The organism is Brevundimonas sp. GW821-FHT12E07 (assembly GCF_058807035.1).
On the sequence record NZ_JBXAQH010000001.1, the window covers coordinates 720788 to 739508 of the forward strand.

19 protein-coding genes are annotated in these 18721 nt (G+C 67.7%); 15 read left to right on the top strand and 4 right to left on the bottom strand.

Going from position 1 to position 18721, the window contains the following annotated elements; all coding sequences use genetic code 11:
* The first annotated feature begins 290 nt into the window (after positions 1–290).
* Positions 291–1013: an extensin family protein gene (locus tag AC1ROD_RS03655; RefSeq protein ID WP_492946894.1), complete on the top strand. Its 723-nt coding sequence runs from the start codon at positions 291–293 to the stop codon at positions 1011–1013.
* Here the strand turns inward: AC1ROD_RS03655 and AC1ROD_RS03660 are convergent.
* A complete protein-coding gene (locus AC1ROD_RS03660) occupies positions 1010–1981 on the bottom strand; it encodes a hypothetical protein (RefSeq protein WP_492946895.1) in 972 nt (323 codons plus the stop codon). The genes AC1ROD_RS03655 and AC1ROD_RS03660 overlap by 4 nt on opposite strands.
* A 258-nt stretch (positions 1982–2239) precedes the next feature.
* Between AC1ROD_RS03660 and AC1ROD_RS03665 the strand changes: the two genes are divergently transcribed.
* The 4 genes from AC1ROD_RS03665 to AC1ROD_RS03680 all read left to right on the top strand — a co-directional run bounded on the left by AC1ROD_RS03665 (position 2240) and on the right by AC1ROD_RS03680 (position 6180).
* The gene (locus AC1ROD_RS03665; RefSeq protein WP_492946896.1) at positions 2240–2920 is read left to right on the top strand and encodes a hypothetical protein; all 681 of its coding nucleotides are present in this window, start codon (positions 2240–2242) and stop codon (positions 2918–2920) included.
* Between the two features lie 112 nt (positions 2921–3032).
* Positions 3033–4682, top strand: a complete 1650-nt coding sequence (locus tag AC1ROD_RS03670; protein ID WP_492946897.1) for a tetratricopeptide repeat protein — start codon at positions 3033–3035, stop codon at positions 4680–4682.
* 188 nt (positions 4683–4870) lie between these two features.
* Entirely contained in the window at positions 4871–5659 is a 789-nt protein-coding gene (locus tag AC1ROD_RS03675; RefSeq protein WP_492946898.1) for an isocitrate lyase/PEP mutase family protein, read from the top strand.
* Positions 5659–6180 (top strand): methylated-DNA--[protein]-cysteine S-methyltransferase, encoded by a 522-nt coding sequence (locus tag AC1ROD_RS03680; RefSeq protein WP_492946899.1) that lies wholly within the window; start codon positions 5659–5661, stop codon positions 6178–6180. Before AC1ROD_RS03675 ends, AC1ROD_RS03680 begins: the two co-directional genes overlap by 1 nt.
* Here the strand turns inward: AC1ROD_RS03680 and AC1ROD_RS03685 are convergent.
* On the bottom strand, positions 6177–6554 hold the full coding sequence (locus AC1ROD_RS03685; RefSeq protein WP_492946900.1) for a winged helix-turn-helix transcriptional regulator: 378 nt from the start codon (positions 6552–6554) through the stop codon (positions 6177–6179). The two genes, AC1ROD_RS03680 and AC1ROD_RS03685, sit on opposite strands and share 4 nt — an antisense overlap.
* A 108-nt stretch (positions 6555–6662) precedes the next feature.
* Between AC1ROD_RS03685 and acuI the strand changes: the two genes are divergently transcribed.
* The gene (gene acuI, locus AC1ROD_RS03690; protein WP_492946901.1) at positions 6663–7661 is read left to right on the top strand and encodes an acrylyl-CoA reductase (NADPH); all 999 of its coding nucleotides are present in this window, start codon (positions 6663–6665) and stop codon (positions 7659–7661) included.
* Positions 7662–7680: 19 nt separating this feature from the next.
* Here the strand turns inward: acuI and AC1ROD_RS03695 are convergent, their stop codons facing one another.
* Positions 7681–10386 (bottom strand): M14 family metallopeptidase, encoded by a 2706-nt coding sequence (locus AC1ROD_RS03695; protein ID WP_492946902.1) that lies wholly within the window; start codon positions 10384–10386, stop codon positions 7681–7683.
* Positions 10387–10528: 142 nt separating this feature from the next.
* Between AC1ROD_RS03695 and AC1ROD_RS03700 the strand changes: the two genes are divergently transcribed.
* The 9 genes from AC1ROD_RS03700 to AC1ROD_RS03740 all read left to right on the top strand — a co-directional run bounded on the left by AC1ROD_RS03700 (position 10529) and on the right by AC1ROD_RS03740 (position 17976).
* Positions 10529–11218 carry a hypothetical protein gene (locus AC1ROD_RS03700; protein WP_492946903.1) on the top strand — a complete coding sequence of 230 codons (690 nt, stop codon included), beginning with the start codon at positions 10529–10531 and terminating at the stop codon, positions 11216–11218.
* Entirely contained in the window at positions 11211–11420 is a 210-nt protein-coding gene (locus AC1ROD_RS03705; RefSeq protein WP_492946904.1) for a helix-turn-helix transcriptional regulator, read from the top strand. The genes AC1ROD_RS03700 and AC1ROD_RS03705 overlap by 8 nt, the downstream gene beginning before the upstream one ends.
* A gap of 88 nt (positions 11421–11508) precedes the next feature.
* Entirely contained in the window at positions 11509–12255 is a 747-nt protein-coding gene (locus AC1ROD_RS03710; RefSeq protein WP_492946905.1) for a helix-turn-helix transcriptional regulator, read from the top strand.
* A gap of 339 nt (positions 12256–12594) precedes the next feature.
* Complete coding sequence (locus AC1ROD_RS03715; RefSeq protein WP_492946906.1) at positions 12595–12924, top strand: PadR family transcriptional regulator; 330 nt, start codon at positions 12595–12597, stop codon at positions 12922–12924.
* Between the two features lie 22 nt (positions 12925–12946).
* Positions 12947–14089: an HAAS signaling domain-containing protein gene (locus AC1ROD_RS03720; protein ID WP_492946907.1), complete on the top strand. Its 1143-nt coding sequence runs from the start codon at positions 12947–12949 to the stop codon at positions 14087–14089.
* A 64-nt stretch (positions 14090–14153) separates the two neighbouring features.
* The gene (locus AC1ROD_RS03725; protein WP_492946908.1) at positions 14154–15269 is read left to right on the top strand and encodes a bifunctional transcriptional activator/DNA repair enzyme AdaA; all 1116 of its coding nucleotides are present in this window, start codon (positions 14154–14156) and stop codon (positions 15267–15269) included.
* The gene (locus AC1ROD_RS03730; protein ID WP_492946909.1) at positions 15250–15792 is read left to right on the top strand and encodes a methylated-DNA--[protein]-cysteine S-methyltransferase; all 543 of its coding nucleotides are present in this window, start codon (positions 15250–15252) and stop codon (positions 15790–15792) included. The genes AC1ROD_RS03725 and AC1ROD_RS03730 overlap by 20 nt, the downstream gene beginning before the upstream one ends.
* 29 nt (positions 15793–15821) lie before the next feature.
* Entirely contained in the window at positions 15822–17021 is a 1200-nt protein-coding gene (locus tag AC1ROD_RS03735) for a GAF domain-containing sensor histidine kinase (RefSeq protein WP_492946910.1), read from the top strand.
* Positions 17022–17088: 67 nt separating this feature from the next.
* A complete protein-coding gene (locus AC1ROD_RS03740; RefSeq protein WP_492946911.1) occupies positions 17089–17976 on the top strand; it encodes a hypothetical protein in 888 nt (295 codons plus the stop codon).
* A gap of 12 nt (positions 17977–17988) precedes the next feature.
* On the opposite strand, the gene AC1ROD_RS03745 is transcribed toward AC1ROD_RS03740, so the two are convergent.
* Entirely contained in the window at positions 17989–18717 is a 729-nt protein-coding gene (locus AC1ROD_RS03745) for a LamG domain-containing protein (protein WP_492946912.1), read from the bottom strand.
* Positions 18718–18721 lie beyond the last annotated feature (4 nt).

Below are 18721 nucleotides of genomic sequence, written 5' to 3' on the forward strand. Positions count from 1 at the left end.
GCGCAGGAAGGCGGCGGGGGCCTCCTGCATCCCCGAGCCGGGGACGTGCACGGGCTTGGTGATCCGGGGCGCGGAGCCTTTGGGCGTCGAGGAACGGTTCATGAACGCAAGATAGGTCCGGAGGGCTGCAGACGCCAGTCAGAGCGCCCGGGACGGCGGAGGGTTGCTGACAGCAGGGTGGCAGCAAGTTCGAAGTGCGGCGACGCTTCGGTCCCGGCGCGACGTGACCTACCCTGCCACGGGGCGTCGCGTGGATGATTCGATTGCGGTTTGGAATAAGAGGCAGGGCGGTGCTGGCGGCTCTGCTGCTGCTGTCCGGCTGCGGGCGGCTGATCCCCGATGCACCGAAGCCGACGCCATACTATCCGCCGAGCATGAGCCGGCCGGGGCAGACCTCCTACGCCAGCGCGACGGGAGTGATCGGCCAGCCGATCGACGGTGACACCTTCCGGCGGCTGCGAGGGGCTACGAGTTCGCTGGGTCAATGTGTGGCCGAACTGGACGCAGCGCGGGTGACTTTCTCGCCGACGCCGGACCGGGTGAACTCCGAGACCTGCGGCCTGACCGACGCCGGGGTGCTGGGGCCGGACTTCGGGACGGTGGCGCGGATGCAGCCCTCTGACGTGACCATGACCTGCGCCCTGGCGGCGGCGGTCAGCGTCTGGCGTCGGCAATCGGTCGAGCCGGCGGCGCGTGAGCTGTTCGGCTCCGACGTGGTCCAGATCGATCACATGGGCGTCTACGCCTGCCGCCCCGTCAACTCCCAGGCGGGCAACCGGCCGAGCGCGCACTCACGCGCGGCGGCGCTGGACTTCGCGGGGGTGCGGCTCAGGGACGGGACGCGGATCACCGTGACCAACGACTGGAACGACCCGGGGCCGAAGGGGCAGTTCCTGCACCGGATCCGCGACGACGCCTGCAAGGTGTTCGGGACCACGCTGAGCCCCGACTACAACGCCCTGCACCACGACCACCTCCACCTTGAGGCGGAGGCCAGTCGCTTCTGTCGTTAGCGGCGGGTGCTGACCCGGGCACGGGTTTCCAGATCGCTCAGACGACCCGTCAGGTAGTCGCGATCGGCGGCCGAGGGCGGGGTGCGGCTGTAGGCGGCTTCGAGACGCAGTAGGTCGCCGTATTCGACGCGGATGTCGGCGGCTTCGGTGCGGCTGATCGAACCCGAGCGCTCGCCGGCCGAGACGGCGGCGTCAATGTTGGCGAGGCGGGTGCGGTTGTCGAGAACGGGCTGGTACCCGCCGCCATTCGACGGACCGTCGCCGAGCCGGGCGTCCAGCGCATCCAGACGCGCGTCGAGATCGGCCTGTTCGCGGGCGTCGATGCCGTTGCGGGCATAGGAAGCCTCGGTCTGGATCAGGGCCTGATAGTCGGTGCGCAGGCTGGTGGCCTGGGTGCGGGTGATGCGGCGCGCGGTGACGGCGGCGTTGATGCGGGCCTCGAAGTCGGCGCGGCCGTCGGCGACCGAGATGTTCGAGCCGTATCCGCCGCCGTTGTTGGGATAGCCGCTGCCGGTGTTGTCGACGACGTTCAGCCGTTGGGTGAAGGATTGATACTGGGCGTTCAGATCGGCGCGCTCCTGGGTGGTGAAGCGGCCGTCCGAGCCGTAGCGAGCTTCCAATTGGACCAGGGCATTGTAGTCGGTGCGCAGACGGTCGGCGCTGCTGCTCGACCGGGTCCCGGCGCGGACGTCGGCCGTCAGCTGGCTCTCGAACTGGGCGCGGCCGGTCTCCAGCGGGCGGCGGTTGGCCAGCCACTGCGGATCGAGGTTGGAGTTGATGCCGAAGAGGGCGCCGACGACGCTGCCGAGATTGGGCTGCTGGGTCTGGCTCTGGCCGTAGGGCGTCGTCTGGCCATAGGGCGTCTGGGCGTGGGCGTTCGTCGTGATCGCCATGGCGGCCGCCGCGATCCCGATCAGGGCGGGCGCGATCAGGTCGCGCGGGGTGACGGTGGTCTTGATCGAACGCATGGCGATATCTCCGAACGGGCCGGCCCCTGGCCCTGAGCCGACAGAACGACGATGGGCCGGATCGGTTGCGCAGAGCGGCAGACGGCAGTCGATGTTACGCACCTCAGAAGCAGACTCTTCGGCATTTTTGCTTTGGCGCTCGCCGGGCCGTCTTCGCCCTTTAGTTGAGAGTCGACGTCTCTCCTGCGTCGTGAGAGGGTCGTATATCGATGGTTTTCAGGATCGGGGGCTGGATTGAGAATCCAACGACTTAGGGAATTGCTGCGGACGTACGGCCCGGCGGCAGGTCCGATCAAGAACGCGACCGGCACGGTACTATCCGTTGATAATCTGTTGGCTTCCGATGCGCTGGAGGCATTTGACAAGGCGCACCCCGGGCTTTTCGGAATCGTTGTGTTCGATGAAATTGCCGACGCAGAGATTGCAGCCTATCTGCACACGGCTTCGCCTCAAAACGACACCGGGCCGGATATCCTGCTCCTTTTCGAGGGGGAAGCGACGGAGCGCTCGCTGCCTGCCGCAACAGGAAACGGCGTCCGCTTGATGCAGGCCAGCCCGCTGGTTGATTTCGCCCGCTCCCGGTTTGAGGGGAAGTTCATCGTCTTCCCAGGCATCGTCCTTCTCGATGGTCTCGCTTCCGCTTCGGACGCTGTCTACGCTCCTCTGAAAGGGGCTGGGGAAAAGGGCTCTGTCGTTGGACGCTTCAAGGATATTCTTGGAGCGGTGGCTACGGTGGCTGCGACTCTGGATGACCGGTCGCATTTCGCCGAGCCAACGGGTGTCGCCCTTGCGAAGGCAGGTTTCGCCTATGTGCGAAGTGGGGTCCGGTCCAAAAAGGAATGGACACTTCTGTTGCTTCGAGGGTTGTGGGACATTCGTCGAGACCTGCTCGCAGTCGTCCCCGTTATTGGAAAACTAGCGAGCCAGCGTAATGCCTAACCACTTCGCTGACCCCAAAACGGGAGGTGTGGCGAGAGACCTGTGGTTTCAATTCAAGGCCTTTGGGCGCCTCAGCTCGTCGGTTCATGACAAGGACAAATGCCGAAGGTGCTTGGAAGCTCTGCTGCATCCACAATTCGGCGTACTTGAGATTCTTCTAGCTACTCAGGATTCGTCTGAACTAAGGGTGCAATTTTCGGATGAGCCTGTAATTTACAATACCGCTGACTGGCCGATTAACTTGCCGGCTGCGGGGTACGTCGGATCGCTTCCTGACCTGCCGTTGACTTTGGTCCTGCGCACCAAATGGCTATTCTGGTATCTCCAATTGCGAGAAGAATCCGGACCAATCGTTCAGGGAAAACTCATCAGGGCCGCGCTTTGGATTTTGAAGCAAGGCTCCTTCGCTGACGCCATAAACTACATTCTCGACCTCGACGCGCACGGATGGCTGATCGATCCGCGGCCCGCGTTCGCAGCCATACGAACCTTGATGGTGATCCGGCGACGGGTTTCAACCGATGCGGATATTATTGACTACCTTGTGGATTCTGCTCCAGACGCTCAGGGCGACTGGATAGCCGTTGAGCTAAGGCATTGTCCTCAGGAAGCGCCTTGGCGTCGGGAGCTTGAGGACGATTTCTGGTTGCTGGTCGAGCGTTGCGAATCTCTGATTGAAAACATTCGTGACGTGAAAACGTTCGACGACTGGTTCTTGGGGCAGGGGGATATTGAGCGTCTGCTTCGGCATACCCATGGGATACTTCAGACGTTCGAGGTTGACCAATCGATAGGGTTCCGGACCTTCATGGCCAGAACGGAAGAGGTTTTGGCAGATGCTGGCGCCTTACGCCTTACGACCGGTCGGTTTGGCGCAGAACGTCTCTATTCGCCCTTCGAAGTGATGCCATGGCCATCGACAGGGATAATCAAGCTGCTCATGGAGGTGGGTGAGGGCTGGGAGGATTACGCCTATGGCGAGAGGCTTCTGGTGCCGTCCTGTATGGAGCAGTTCATTGAGGACGGTGAACTTGTCCCGCACAATGTCCCGGAAGCCTTGCAACGGTTTTCACCCCTTCTCGCTCCGATCGTAGGGCCTCTACATCTGAACGAGGATCGCCTGCAATTTATGCGGCGCCGCGCGTTCGACCTTGACGAATTGTCCGGTCTTTCGATCGACTCCTCCGTTTTGGCGACAATCTGCAACCCGGCCGTTTTCACCGCCCTGTACGGGTTCCTTGATGGCTCTGTCTCCGGAGTTGAAGAGGCATGTCTGTGGACGGAGGGATTTTCAATGGTCGCAGGCCGCCTGGTCTCTGATGACAGGTTGGAAGCGCTCCGGGCTCTTGGACTATCCAGTGCGAAGGACATCGAGAAGGTGGTTGGCCGTCTTGTGCGCGAGCATTGTGCGGCGGAGGTTCTCGCGGCTATCAAAAGCCGCGAGGCGTACGCGGCGGCAGGAGACCTTCAGGCCTTTTCCCGGAGTATGGATCGGATGATCAGCCTCTATCCCTACTGTGCTCCCCTGTACTGGGAACGCGTCATAGTGCGGGATGAGTGCGGTGATTTCGCGGGCGCTTGGGACGATATCACCAAGATGTTGCAGCTTGCGCCGGGCTTGCCTGTTTATTGGGAGGCAGCCGGTGTCGCGCTATTGCGACTGGGTGCGGATCCGGCGTCGATGGTGGCGCATGTCGTCGCCGATGCGATCAAGAGCGCCCCCGAAACCCGCCCCGACTTTGGTTGGCTTGAACCGCTTTGACTAGTGATGACAGGCGCGGCCCGATTGGGCCTTGGCTACGCACAGATGGCCGGTGTCCCGCCGCGACCGCGTCGGTGGATAGCGTAGCGTCGTTTTCAAACCTGTCAGCATCGCTCGTCCGCGTCCGAAAACCGCGAGACGCCGGCCGCGCGCGGGCCTAGTTTCTTTGACGCACACGGAGACCCGCCATGACCGAATTCCGCGACCTGCACGCCTCGGGCCTGCTGATCCTGCCCAATGCCTGGGATGCGGCCAGCGCCGTGATCGCGCGCGAGGCGGGGGCGAAGGCGGTGGCGACGACCAGCGCGGGGATCGCCTGGACCCTGGGCTGGCCGGACGGGGCGGAAGGCGAGGCGGCGCCGCCCGAGGGCGAACTGTTGGCCGCGCTTCAGAGGATCGTGCGAGTGGCGGGCGTGCCGGTCAGCGCCGACTGCGAGGCCGGCTTCTCCGACGATCCGGCCGAGGCGGCGGGCTTCATCCGCCGGGTGGTCGAGACGGGCGCCGCGGGCATCAATATCGAGGACGGGGCCGGGGCGGCGGAGCTGCTGGCCGAGAAGATCGCGGCCATCAGGGCGGCGGCGGGGCCGGATCTGTTCATCAACGCCCGCTGCGATCTGTGGCTGAGGGGGATCGGGCCCGTCGAAGGGCGCATGGAGGAGGCGGCGCGGCGTACGGCGCTGTTCCGTGAGGCGGGCGCCGACGGCCTGTTCATGCCGGGCGTGACGGACGAGCCGACGATCCGCGAACTTGTCGGCTTGGGCCTGCCGTTGAACCTGCTGGCGCGGGCGGCCCTGCCGGGGGCCGGGGCGCTGGAGGCCATGGGCGTGCGACGGCTGAGCGCCGGATCGAACATCTCGGCGGCCGCCTATGGAACCGCCGACCGGCTGACGCAGGCGTTTCTGGCCGACGGACTGTCGGCGCCGCAGGTCGAGGCGGCCATGGACTATGGGGCGCTGAACGCGCTGATGAGCCGCTGATGTTCTACCGCGCCATCATCGACAGCCCGATCCAGCCGCTGGCCATCGCCTTCGATGAGGCGGGGGCGCTGAGGGCGCTCAGCTTCGAAGCGAAGGGCGACAGCCTGCGCGCGACGATGGCGCGGGAATATCCGGGCGCGGCGCTGGTCGAGGCGCCCCTTCCGCAAGCGATGGCCGAGGCGTTTGACGCCTATTTCGCCGGCGACCGGGCGGCGCTGGAGCGGATCCCGTGGTCGCTGGACGGCGCGACCGGGGAGGGCGGGTTTCAGGCGCGGGTCTGGGTCGAGCTGACGCGGATCCCGGCTGGCCAGACGATCAGCTATGGCGAGATGGCCAAACGCGCCGGTGGTTCAGGCCCCGAGGCCGCACGCGCCGCCGGGGTCGCCCTGAACCGCAACCCGATCGCTCTGGTGCTGGCCTGTCACCGCGTCGTCGGCGCCGATGGGGCCATGACCGGCTTCGGCGGCGGGCTGGAGCGCAAGACCTGGCTGCTGCGCCACGAGGGCGCGCTGCTGCTCTAGGCGGCGGCGCTCTCCGCCGCGCAATAGCCCTCCGACACCGGCATGCCGTGGTCGCGTTGATAGGCCATGCCCCATTCGCGCAGGGTCAGGAGGATGGGCTCCAGGCTGCGGCCATAGTCGGTCAGCTCATATTCGACCCTTGGGGGAACCTGCGGAAAGACGTGGCGGGCGACGAGACCGTCGGCCTCCAGCTCGCGCAGCTGAAGGGTCAGCATCCTCTGGGTCGCATTGGGGATGCGTCGGGTCAGCTGCATGAAGCGCAGCCGCTTCTCCAGAAGATGGAACAGGATCAACGGCTTCCACACACCGCCGATGACCGACAGGGTCACCTCGACAGCGCATCCGCTCTTCGCGTCCAGGCGTTTGGGTCGCATCGCTATACGTCCATTCTTGTAAGTACCGGTGATGATTGTGCCTTCTTGCGATCATCGGCGCACCGACCGATCTGGGCCTCATCGACACTCCAGACAAGGACCGGACCGATGAGCGAACAGGCGAATTTCAGGGCGTTGCTGACCACGAAGGGGGAGGGCGGACTGCAGACGGCGGTGGTCGATTTCCCCGTGTCGGACCTGATGGCGGGCGAGGTCACCGTCGCGGTCGAATGGTCGACCATCAACTACAAGGACGGGCTGGCGATCACGGGGCAGGCGCCGGTGATCTCGGTGTTCCCGTTGATCCCGGGCATCGATCTGGCAGGTGTGGTCGAGGCCTCGGCGGACGATCGGTTCAAGGTTGGCGACCGGGTCCTCGTCAACGGCTGGGCGCTGAGCCAGACCCATCACGGCGGCTATGCCCAGAAGGCCCGGGTGCCGGGCGACTGGCTGGTCCCCGTGCCTGAGGCCTTCACGACGCGCGAGGCCATGGCCATCGGAACTGCGGGCTATACGGCCATGCTGTGCTTACTGGCGCTGGAGCACGGTGGCGTGACGCCGGAGCAGGGCGAGGTGCTGGTGACCGGGGCGAATGGCGGGGTCGGGTCGATCGCCATCGCCCTGTTGTCGAACCTTGGCTACCGCGTCGTGGCCTCGACCGGGCGGCTGGAAGAGGCCGACTATCTGAAGGCGTTGGGGGCGGCTGAGGTGATCGACCGCGCGACGCTGTCGGAGCCCGGCAAGTCGATCCAGGCCGAGCGCTGGGCTGGGGCTGTCGACTCGGTCGGCAGCCATACGCTGGCGAATGTTCTGGCCCGGACGAAGTATCGCGGGACGGTCGCCGCCTGTGGTCTCGCGCAAGGCATGGACCTGCCGGGCTCAGTCGCGCCCTTCATCCTGAGGAATGTGACCCTGGCCGGGATCGACAGTGTCAACGCCCCGCGCGACGTCCGGCTGGAGGCCTGGCGTCGACTGGCGACGGATCTGGATGTCGCGAAGCTCGCCTCGACCATCACCGAGGTGGGGCTGGCCGAGGTTCCGGGCGTCGCGGCGGACATCCTGCAGGGCAGGGTGCGCGGCCGGACAGTGGTGGACGTAAACCGCTGAGGCCTTTCCGGCCCGGCTCCTACCAGTTCGGACTGGCGTGGGCCGGGCCGCGGAAGATGGCGTTGGCGAAGATGACCTTCATCCCGTCCAGATAGCCGCGCGTGGTCGGGTCCTGGGCGAAGCCGATGATCCAGCCCCGGCCCGAGGGCGCCGCCATGATCGCCGGCTTGAAGGCCAGCTGGGCGCGGTTCTGGGCCCAGAGCTGGCCGGACATCAGCAGGTCGTCGGCGGAGGCGAAGCGGGCGACGTTCGTCCCCTCGCCGACCTTGAGCGGGGTGTAGATGTCGCTGCCGCCAACGAGGACGTTGAGCGACGGCGCAACGCCAGCCGAGAGCCAGTGGTCCGGGTCGACGTCGGCGCGAGCCAGGACGCCGGCGACCGAGGCGGGGCCATGCTGGCTGTCGCCGACCTGCTTCTCGTAGTCCGAGAGGCTGGCGATCAGCTGGCCATCGACGCGGGCCTTGTCAGAGGCACCCGAGCCGTCGCCGGCTTCGGCGGCGTTCTCGCGGCGCGAGGCCAGCATGTCGGAGGCCGGGTCGGTCAGGAAGCGGGTCGCCGAGCCGAGGCCGATCAGGGTGCCGCCGTTGTCGACCCATTCCTTGAGATGTTTGGCGCCGCCGTCGCCGAGGACCCCCTTGTAGCCGCCGCCCGCGGGCAGGACGATCACCTGGAAGGCCGAGAGGTCGGCGTTGCCGAGGTTGGAGGTGCGAACCACGGTGACCGGATAGCCGAACTCCCGCTCGAGCACGTAGCGGGTGGCGCCGACCGCGGTCGGGTCGGTCGGATCATCCCAGGCGAGGGCGATGCGCGGGGCGCGGACGGCGACGGCGTCGCCCGAACCGAAGCTGGGACCATCCGAGTTCCAGCTCTCGGCCGCGCCCACGACCTCGGCTCCGGTCGCAGCGGCCCAGCCGGTCATCTTTGCGGTCAGGTCGGCGGGGTTGCCGGCGCGGGGGATGACGAGGGTCCCCGCGGGCCAGCGGCGGCCCGCGTGGGTGAAGGGCTTGTCCATGGTGCGCATGGCCACGCCCTGACGCAGGGCGGCGGCCATCAGCCGGGTCGCGCCGAGGCCGGGGGCGACGAGGAAGCCATAGGCGGCGTCGGCCTCGGCGACGCCGCGCGGCGTGACCTTGTCCGTGCTGGCGGCGGTGACGCTGACGGTCGGGGCCGAGGCGCAGCGGTCCGAAGGCGTGTTGAACATCAGGGGCAGGGACCAGGCCGTGACGTCATAGATTTCGTCGCCCAGACCGCGGGCGCGACGGCGCTCCTGTTCGGCCAGGAAGGCGGCGGGGACGGCGACATCCTTCGTCAGCAGGACCTCGGCCATGCGGCGCTGGGGCTGGCTCAGGTTCACGACGTAGGAGCCGGCCGGATAGGACTTGCCGCAGGCGGAGAATCCCGCCTCGGCCTTGCCCACCTCGACGCCCGAGGCGACCAGCAGGCCCGCCAGACGGTCGGCCTCGCCCGGGTCCCAGCTGGAGCGCGACAGGATGTAGGCGCCGCGTCCGGCGACGCCGTCGGCGCCGTAGGCATAGAAGTTGTTGAGCAGCCGGTCGTGGTTGGCCGAGGCCGCCTCGATGGTCGAGAGGGAGGCGACGAAGTGGTTCCGCACCGTATCGCGGTAGGTCAGGATCTCGCCCGACGAGCGCCGCGCCGCCAGCCCCCGGGCCGAGCCCTGCTCATAGGTCATGGAGATGGCGCCGAGGTAGCCCGGCCAGCCGTCGCCATAGCCCGGATAGAAGGCGTCGAAGACCTGCCGGTTGAAGTACGGGATGCCGTTCTGGTCGAAGCGGCGGGCGGTGTTGCGGCCGATCAGTTCGCGGCTCTCCAGCGTCGCCGGATAGATCCACGGGTTCAGCGGCTGGGCCTCGGGCGGGAAGAAGAAGGTCTCGTCGGTGCCCATCTCATGGGCGTCGACCAGGACCTGCGGGCGCCAGTCGCGCACGGCGGCGGCCTGACCGCGCGTCTCGGGCTGGGTCTGGATGAACCAGTCGCGGTTCAGGTCGAAGAGGTCGTGGTTGAACCGGCCGCCGGGCCAGATCTGGTCGCGCTCGGCCGACAGGGGGTCGGGGTTGGGCTCGACGCCGAAGCCGGAGGCATTGGAGTTCAGGAAGCGCTCGCGGCCGTCGGGGTTCTGGGTCGGGACGAAGACCACGACGGTGTTGGCCAGCCATGACTGAACGGCCGGGTCGCGCGAGGCCAGCAGGTGGCGGGCGGCGGCCATCGAGGCATCGGCGGGGCTGATCTCGTCGCCGTGCACCGAATACATCAGCCAGACGATGATCGGCTGGTCGGCGATGATGGCGCGGGCGCGCTCGGGCGAGGTGACGCGGGCGTCGGCCAGGGCGCGGGAGTTGGCCTTGATCTGGTCCAGCCGGGCGATGTTGGCGGCCGAGCCGACGGCGGCCCAGAACACCGGGCGGCCCTCATGCGTCGTCGCATAGTCGCCCATGGCGACGCGGTCGGGGGCGGCGGCGCGCAGGGCCTCGAAATAGCGGCGCACGTCGGCCGCGCGGCTGATCCGGGCGCCGCTGTCATAGCCCAGCACCTGCGCGACGGACGGGATGGAGGCGTCGTAGTCGGCGCCGGGGATCAGCGGGACCGATACGGGCGCCGTCGTGGACGCGCTGGTCTGCGACAGGGCGGGGGCGGCGCCCAGGACGGTGGTGGCGGCGAGAACGGCGGCGAGGCCGGCCGGAACGAGACGGCGCGAGAAAGACGGCATGTGTGATGGGATCCCCGAAAGCGCAGCCACCCTAGCTTGGCCGCCGCGAAAGGAAAGTCGGTCGGCCCGGGGCTCTTGACGTCATGTAACCCATAGGTGATATATGTAACCCGAAGGTGACATCAGACGCAGGGGCGTGGCGATGACGACGGGTAACGGAAAATCGACGGAGCGGACCAGCCGGACGAAGTTCGTGCTGCTGGTCATGCTGACGGCTGTGGGGGCCGCCATGCTCGGCGGCGGCATCGCCTGGGGCGTCGACCTGACCGGAGATGAGGCGACCACGGCCGGGGTGATCGCAGGCATGGGAGCGGCCTTCATGGCGGCCGGGGCGATCTGCGCCTGGTTCTATCGCCCGGGCGGTCCGCGCTGGCGCACTGATCCGGCCGAGCCGGGCAAGCGCGACCGGCTGCAGGCCCAGAGGGCGCGGCAGCTGGCCATCTTTCCGGCCCTGTCGCTGCTGTTCCTGGCCCAGGCCCTGGGCGCCCTGGACCATGTGATGGCGGGCGAGCACCGTTGGGTCGACTATCTGAGACTGGCCGTGCCGGTTCTCTACGCCTGGGTCACGGCCCTGCTGGTCATGGGCTGGGACGGCGCCTCGCTCAAGAACAAGCGCTTTCTCGAGGACGAGCTGACCCAGTCGCTGCGGGCGAGGGCGATGACGCTGGCCTTCTTCGTCCTGCTGGCGGGGACGACCCTGTCGCTGGGGCTGGGTCTGTGGCGCCCGATGATCGGCGTCCTGAGCCTGATCCTCGTCCTGGCGGCGGCCGGGGCCGCGGCGGGACTACGCTTCGCCTGGCTGTTCCGCGAGGCGGGGCGCGACGATGGGTGATCCGCGTCTGGGGTCGCGGCTGAAGGCCGTGCGCACGGAAGCGGGCCTGACCCAGGCCGAACTGGCCGACCGGGCCGGCGTGTCGAGGAAGACCATCAATACTGTCGAGAACGGGGTCTTCATTCCCTCGACCCTGCTGGCGCTCAGCCTGGCCAAGGCGCTGGGGACCACGGTTGAGGCCCTGTTTTATCTGACCGAATAGGCCGGTCGCGGAAAATACCCCTTTCTGTCGGCTATTGGACATTGATCAACCCAAGGCTGTGCCTCATGGTGGGGCGTGGGGTTGGATCATGCCGAACAGAGACCTGTCGCTCGGTGAGCATTTCGCCGGACTGTTGTCCGAACGCGATCCGGACCGGCGCTGGAAAGTCCTGACCAGGGGTCTGGCCCGGATGGGGCTGGATCAGGTGAACTACGCCTTCCTCGACATGGTCACCTACGACCGGATGGAGGCGCGGGGCGACCCGGCCATGTCGACCATGCGGTCCGACTGGATCGAGTATTACACCGAGCGGATGTACGACATGCGCGATCCGCTGGTCGGTCATATCCGGGCGGCGCGATACGACCCGGTGGTGTTCGAGACCACGACCCACTACGGCCCGTCGCAGATCCTGAACGAGGCCGACGAGGCCGGACTGGCCGGCGGCATCCTGATCCCGCTACCGGGGGCTCCGGGGACGTTGGGGCCGGGCGCCGGGATCGTCATGGGCTCGGGCATGGACCCGGCCGAGTGCCGCCGGCTGATCGAGGAGCATGGGCCGCGGCTGGTGTCGGTGGCTCACCTGTTCCACGCGGGCGCGGTCGGGGAGATGATGCGGCGGCGATATGGAGCGGCGAAGCTGACGACGCGCGAGCGGGACTGTCTGCAGGCCGTGGCCCAGGGGCGGCGGATCAGCGCCATCGCCCACGACCTGATGCTGGCGGAGGTCACCGTCAGCCTCCATCTGAAGAACGCGCGCCAGAAGCTGGGCGCGCGCAGCCTGCCCGAGGCCGTGGCGCGGGCCCTGCTGTTCCAGCAGATCGAGGTCGCCTGACCGGTTTCAAGCTTGACCGTAACGTCTCAAATCCGGGACGCCCTATGGTTTTCCGCAGGTAGCGGCTGAGACTGCCCACCCCTAGATTCCGGGAACCCGACGGGATGGCTCCCAGATGTCGATTCGCCGGGTTCCGGGATCGCCCCGCCTGACCGTAGAGCGGCCACGGAACGGGCGTCCCGCCTTCGCCCCACGGGGACGGGACGCCCCCTTCAGCTCCTCCGAAATTCCCCGAAATGATCGGTTCGCGATTGCGGATTCCGGTGTTCGCTTGACTCGGTCATACAGTATGTCGCATACACTGTGCGTCACACACTATGTGACGCCAAGGCAGATGTGATGACCCCGGATCCCGAACTGTTCGAAAGCATGAGGCTGGAGCTGCGGCGCGGGTCGCTGGTCCTGGCCGTGCTCGCCCGCCTGAGGGAGGAACGCTACGGCTATACCCTGCGTCAGGCCTTGGCCGGTGACGGGCTGGAGATGGAGGAATCGACCCTCTATCCGCTGCTGCGGCGGCTGGAGAGCCAGGGGCTTCTGGTCTCCGAATGGCGCGAGGAGGAGAAGCGGAAGAAGCGCTTCTACCGCCTGTCGCCGCCGGGCGAGGCCATGCTGGGGGCCCTGGCTGACGAATGGCGGGGCATCAACGCCTCGCTCGACAAGATTCTCTGACATTCACGCTGGAGGGATGAACATGACCCTGACGGAACGCTATCTGAAGGCCGTGGCGGCGCAGCTGCCCAAGGCTTCACGCGAAGACATCGTCGCCGAGCTGCGCGACGCGATCCAGACCCGGATGGAGGACCGCGAGGAGGAGCTCGGCCGACCCCTGAGCGAGGCCGACGAGGAGGCGGTGCTGCGCGAGTTCGGCCATCCGCTGAGCGTCGCCGCCCGCTACGGTTCGGGCCCGCAGCATATCGTTGGACCTGAGCTCTATCCCTGGTGGATGTTCGGGGTGAAGGTTGGGTTGATGGCCCTGGTCTGCATCACCGCCATCGGCGCCATCGTCCGCGTTCTGGTCGGCGACGAGGAGGTCGGTCGGGCGGTCGGTCAGGCCTTCCACAGCATCTTCACCGGCGGGATCACCATCATCGGCCTGGCCACGATCGCCGGCTTCATCATCGAGCGGCAGAAGGAGAAGCCGGCCTTCCTGCGCGACTGGCGGGTCAAGGATCTGGGCCTGTTCGAGCTGGCGGGCATGGATGCGGATGCGGTGTCGCGGCAGCTGGCCGGGACGGTGGAGACCTCATCCCGGGACCGGCGCGGGCGTCGTCGCGGCCGGGTGGCCCTGTCGCCTTCGGCGCGGGCGATGGGCAGCGCGGCGGCCTGGACAGTGCTGCTGCTGTGGTGGGCCGGTCTGTTGATGGTCACGCCCCTGCGGCCCGAGGACCTGTTCACCCTGGGTGGCGCAACGATCAACGGGGTCGACTATGCCGACATCTTCCGCCGCATCCTGGACGTGCTCTACTGGCCTGGGATCGCCTATGCCGCCTGCCGGATCGGCTTCGACCTGATCCGGGCGGCCAACCCCGGACAGGTGCGGTTCACCGCCTTGGGCGACCTGATCTTCGGCGGGGTTCAGGCCTGGCTGTTCGGCTGGCTCTGGGCTGTCTCGCCCCTGTCGCCGGTGATCCATGTCGACAGTGTCCAGGCCTTTTTCGACCGGATCGGCGACGCGACCCGGGACGGCTGGTGGAGCCTGTCGACCGTGCTGATGGCCTGTGTGATCTTCGGTCTGGTCCAGGCCCTGTTCAGGATGTCGGGCGCCCTGTGGCAGCTGATCACCGGCCAGCCCATGCCGTTCGACCGGGGCCGTTGGGACATCGCCTCGGCCTGAGGTCTTCAACTCAAATGTCCGAAAACCGCGAGACATGGGGGCCGCGCGCCCCCATGTTGTCGGCATGGAAACGCGGCACACGGATCTGGATCAGGACGCCTGCTACCGCGCCGCGGTGACGCGGGACGCGCGGTTCGACGGGCGCTTCTTCGGCGGAGTGACCTCGACCGGCATCTACTGCCGGCCGGTCTGTCCGGCCCGGACGCCCAGGCGCGAGAACATGATCTTCTATCCCACGGCGGCGGCGGCCGAGGAGGCGGGCTTCCGCGCCTGCCTGCGCTGCCGGCCCGAGACGGCGCCCGACATGGGGGCGTGGCGGGGGACGTCCAATACAGTCAGTCGCGCGCTCAGCCTGATCGAGGCGGGTGCGCTGGATGAGGGCGATGTCGACACCCTGGCCGGGCGGCTGGGGGTCGGCGAGCGACAACTCCGCCGCCTGTTCCGCCAGCATCTGGGCGCGGCGCCGGTCAGCGTGGCCCAGACGCGAAGGGTGCTGCTGGCCAAGGCTCTGATCCACGAGACCGACCTGACCATGGCCGAGGTGGCGCTGGCGTCCGGTTTCGGCAGCGTGAGGCGTTTCAACGAGACCTTCCAGTCCCTCTACGGACGGCCGCCCTCGGCCCTGAGGCGTCGCAAGGAACGGCCGGGGGAGGGCGGGGTCCGGCTGAGCCTGCCTTATCGGCCGCCCTATGACTGGGACGCCATGCTGGCGGTGCTTCAGGCCCGCGGCGACGCGGTCGAGGACCGGGTCTGGTCGCGGGCGCTGGATGTGGCGGTCGACGGAGCGAGCGGGCGGGTGTCCGTCACGCCGGAGAAGCCGGGCCGGGTCGAGGTGCGGGTCGAGGCCTCGGACCTCAGGGCGCTGCCCGGGGTTCTGGCCCGGGTGCGGCGGGTGTTCGACCTGTCCGCCGATCCGGAGGCTATCGCGCGGGACCTGTCGGCGGATCTGGCGCTCGAGCCTTTGGTTGCGGCCCGGCCCGGGCTGAGGCTGCCCGGCGAGTGGGTCGATACGGGATCGGAACCGCCGAACGACCGGCTTCCGGAAGATTTCGACGCGCGGCTGACCGGCCGCGCGGATCAATGGCGGCCTTGGCGGGCCTATGGCGCGCTCCACCTGCGGACGGCGGGGATGGGGGCCGATGAACTGAAGGAGACGGACCATGGCCTCGAAGCGGCCTGAACCCCTTAAACTGACGCTCGACCGGATCGAGACCCCGGTCGGTACGGTGCTGCTGGTCGTCGATCCGGACGGGGCGGTCCGTGCCCTGGACTTCGCCGGCTACGAGGATCGGATGCATCGGCTGCTGCGCCGGCACTATGGCGATGCTCCGTTGACGGACGGGCAGGCGCCGGGCGTGGTGCGGGATGCGGTCGCGGCCTATTTCGCCGGGAATCACAAGGCCCTGGACGGGCTGACGGTGAAGACGGCGGGCACCGATTTCCAGCGCTCGGTCTGGGCGGCGCTGCGCGACATCCCGGCGGGCGAGACCCGCACCTATGGTGAGCTGGCGGCGGCGATCGGCAAGCCGAAGGCGGTGCGGGCGGCGGGGCTGGCCAATGGACAGAACCCGGTCGCGGTCATCGTCCCCTGCCATCGGGTGATCGGCGCTAACGGGACCCTGACGGGCTATGCGGGCGGGCTGGAGCGCAAGCGCTGGTTGCTGGATCATGAGGCCGGATCTGTACGTAGACACCCATTTTAACGTGACGCTTCATGGGGTAAGCCTGTCGCATGGCTTCCATGGAAATCCCGGCTGAGGCTGAAAACCCCATCGCGCGCGATATTGCGGCGGTGGCGCGGATCGCTGCGGTCGAGAATATCCTGGAGGTGGTTTGCCGCATCACCGGCATGGGCTTCGCCGCCGTCGCCCGGGTGACAGAGACCCACTGGATCGCTTGCGCCGTGCGCGACGAGATCGGCTTCGGCCTGCCGGTGGGCGGCGAGCTGCCGCTCAAGACCACGATCTGCGACGAGATCCGGGACAGCCGCGACCCGGTGGTGTTCGACGACGCCCAGGCCGACCCGGTTTGGCGCACGCATCACACGCCGCAGATGTACGGCCTGCGCAGCTACATCTCCTTCCCGATCGTGCGGTCCAACGGCGAGATGTTCGGCACCCTGTGCGCCATCGATCCCAATCCGCATGTGGTCGACACGCCTGAGACGCGGTCGATGTTCAAACTGTTTGCCGAACTGATCGCCTTCCATCTGGACGCGGCCGACAGTCTGGCGACGAGTGCGGCGGCCCTGATCGACGCCGATGAGGCGGCGGTGTTGCGCGAGCAGTTCATCGCCGTCCTGGGCCACGACCTGCGCAATCCCCTGGCCGGAATCCAGGCGGGGCTGACCCTTTTGAAGACGACGCCGCTGAATGACCGGGCGCGGACCGTGGTGGGTCAGATGGAGGCCAGCGCCACGCGGATGGAGCGGCTGATCTCCGATGTGCTGGACTTCGCGCGCGGCCGGCTGGGCGGCGGAGTGCCGCTGGCGCGTCAGGCCGAGGCCCATCTGACCGGGGTGATCGAGCAGGTGATCCAGGAGCTGGGCGCGGCCTGGCCCGACAGGACCATCACGACCGAGATTACGCTCGACCGGCCCGTCGCCTGCGATCCCCAGCGGGTCGGCCAACTGCTGTCCAACCTTCTGGCCAACGCCCTGACCCACGGGGCGGCGGACGGCGAAATCCATGTCCACGCCACCTGTGAGGGCGGCGCGTTCGAGTTGACGGTGACCAATACGGGCGAGCCGATCCCCGACCACGCCCTGCCGCATCTGTTCAAGCCCTTCCACCGGCCCAGGACGGACGAACCCCAGGCGGGGCTGGGACTGGGCCTCTACATCGCCTCCCAGATCGCCGAGGGCCACGCCGGTTCGCTGGACGCCCATTCGACGGCGGAGCGGACGCGGTTCCGCTTCGTGATGCCGATCTGATCAGCCTGCTTGACGGCTCGAGCTCGCGCATGTGTCATACGCGCTTGCTTGGAAGTGGGGGCTTCAAATGAGTGGAATGATCGTGGCCGGGCTCTGGTCCGCCCTGGCGATGCTGGCGCCCGCAGGCGCGGCGACGAATGCGCCTGCCAATGCGGCGATTCAGCAGGACGACGACTGGGAGTTCGCCGCCGATCCGGCGCGGAATCTGAGCGTGGCCTCGGTGCGGTACGGCGACGGTCAGGCGATCGTCGCGCAGTGTCAGGGCGCCGAAATGAAGCTGGTCATCGTCGGCCTGCCCGCAACGACGGAAAACAACCGGATCCTGACGGCGACGCGCGCTGACGGTCGCCATGACACCCAGGTCTGGACCGCCGAGGTCGGAGCCACCGCGTTTTCCAGCACGGTCACGGACCGTGACGCCCGCTTCCTCCGGGGCGGCGGGATGCTCGAACTGCGGACGCCTGCCGGAAAGCCGGCGCCCCTGCGGGCGAACTTCGACCTTCCCACCCAGAACGCCAACCTTGACCGCGTCCTGACGGCTTGCGGCGTCGCCCTTTCCGATGACCGGGACCTGCTTCAGCGGGCCGGCGACGACCTGAAGACGGCGTGGCAAGCGGAGCGCGAAGACGCTCCCAGCGGCCCGACTGTTCATGCGCGCAGTCGCAGCCGCAGCGTCAGCGGGGCGACCCGTCGTCCGGCTCCGCCCCCGCCGGCGGCGCCCCAGGTGCTCACCCAGGCCGATGTAAGCTGTCTCGTGCGAAACGCGACCTATGCGGATTGTCGTCTGATCCGGGCGACCGTGGGTACGCCGGCTGCGGCAGAACGGCAGGTCCGCGAAATGAACGGCACAAAGCTAGAACCGGTCAGCGCGGCGGCCAACGAAGGACGGGTCATCTATCTCACCGTGACCGGAACCCGCGTCGTGATCGACCACATCGCCACGCGGCCCGGCTGACCGTTCCGCGCCTCAGGCGAACGGGTTGCTGAACCGGTCGGGCGTCAGGGCCGCGGCATGGAAGCGGGCTTCGCGAACCGCGCCGTTGAAGTAGTTGCGCTTGTTGAAGCGGCACCCGACCGAGGACTTGCCCGGCCCCTGCGGCTTGAAGGCCAGCGGGCCCTCGGCCTGGACCACGCCGTTGACGAAGCTGCGATAGGTCGTCCCGTCGTACGTCTGGGCGACGTGGAACCACTGGCCGACAGGGAAGCGCTTGGCCGGGTCGATCAGGGTCAGGTTATAGCCCTCGCCCTTGGTGAAGGCGTCGAGATACCATTCGTTCTCGACCACGCGGATCTCGAACAGGAAGCGGGTCCCGATCGGCGCCGAGCCGTCGGCCGGGGTCGGTTCGTCAACGGCGAGGTGGAACCAGCGCTGCTCGAAGGCGCCGCCGTCGGGACGGAACAGGGCCTGGAAGGTGAAGTGTTCTGCGCCGGCCAACGGATGATCGTCGATGAACAGGGCGTCGTCGACGCCGTCGAACTTGACCGCCTGACCCCAGGGGCTGTCGGTCAGGATGGGCGCGCCTTCGACATGGGTCGGATGGCCGCCGATGTCGGCGAGTGTGTCGAAGGTCCAGACCTGGCCGGTCGCCGCATCGCGGGGGCGGGCGGACGGAGTGGCGCAGGCGGAGGTCGCGGCGAGCAGGGGCGCGGCGGCGGCCGCGAGGATCAGGTCGCGGCGGGTGGCGTCGGTCCGCATAGGT

Excerpts from the sequence above, each read along its gene's own strand:
- AC1ROD_RS03660 (WP_492946895.1), bottom strand. The coding sequence starts at position 1,981 with ATGCGTTCGATCAAGACCACCGTCACCCCGCGCGACCTGATCGCGCCC.
- AC1ROD_RS03675 (WP_492946898.1), top strand. The coding sequence starts at position 4,871 with ATGACCGAATTCCGCGACCTGCACGCCTCGGGCCTGCTGATCCTGCCC.
- AC1ROD_RS03680 (WP_492946899.1), top strand. The coding sequence starts at position 5,659 with ATGTTCTACCGCGCCATCATCGACAGCCCGATCCAGCCGCTGGCCATC.
- AC1ROD_RS03685 (WP_492946900.1), bottom strand. The coding sequence starts at position 6,554 with ATGCGACCCAAACGCCTGGACGCGAAGAGCGGATGCGCTGTCGAGGTG.
- acuI (WP_492946901.1), top strand. The coding sequence starts at position 6,663 with ATGAGCGAACAGGCGAATTTCAGGGCGTTGCTGACCACGAAGGGGGAG.
- AC1ROD_RS03695 (WP_492946902.1), bottom strand. The coding sequence starts at position 10,386 with ATGCCGTCTTTCTCGCGCCGTCTCGTTCCGGCCGGCCTCGCCGCCGTT.
- AC1ROD_RS03700 (WP_492946903.1), top strand. The coding sequence starts at position 10,529 with ATGACGACGGGTAACGGAAAATCGACGGAGCGGACCAGCCGGACGAAG.
- AC1ROD_RS03705 (WP_492946904.1), top strand. The coding sequence starts at position 11,211 with ATGGGTGATCCGCGTCTGGGGTCGCGGCTGAAGGCCGTGCGCACGGAA.
- AC1ROD_RS03710 (WP_492946905.1), top strand. The coding sequence starts at position 11,509 with ATGCCGAACAGAGACCTGTCGCTCGGTGAGCATTTCGCCGGACTGTTG.
- AC1ROD_RS03715 (WP_492946906.1), top strand. The coding sequence starts at position 12,595 with ATGACCCCGGATCCCGAACTGTTCGAAAGCATGAGGCTGGAGCTGCGG.
- AC1ROD_RS03720 (WP_492946907.1), top strand. The coding sequence starts at position 12,947 with ATGACCCTGACGGAACGCTATCTGAAGGCCGTGGCGGCGCAGCTGCCC.
- AC1ROD_RS03725 (WP_492946908.1), top strand. The coding sequence starts at position 14,154 with ATGGAAACGCGGCACACGGATCTGGATCAGGACGCCTGCTACCGCGCC.
- AC1ROD_RS03730 (WP_492946909.1), top strand. The coding sequence starts at position 15,250 with ATGGCCTCGAAGCGGCCTGAACCCCTTAAACTGACGCTCGACCGGATC.
- AC1ROD_RS03735 (WP_492946910.1), top strand. The coding sequence starts at position 15,822 with ATGGCTTCCATGGAAATCCCGGCTGAGGCTGAAAACCCCATCGCGCGC.
- AC1ROD_RS03740 (WP_492946911.1), top strand. The coding sequence starts at position 17,089 with ATGAGTGGAATGATCGTGGCCGGGCTCTGGTCCGCCCTGGCGATGCTG.
- AC1ROD_RS03745 (WP_492946912.1), bottom strand. The coding sequence starts at position 18,717 with ATGCGGACCGACGCCACCCGCCGCGACCTGATCCTCGCGGCCGCCGCC.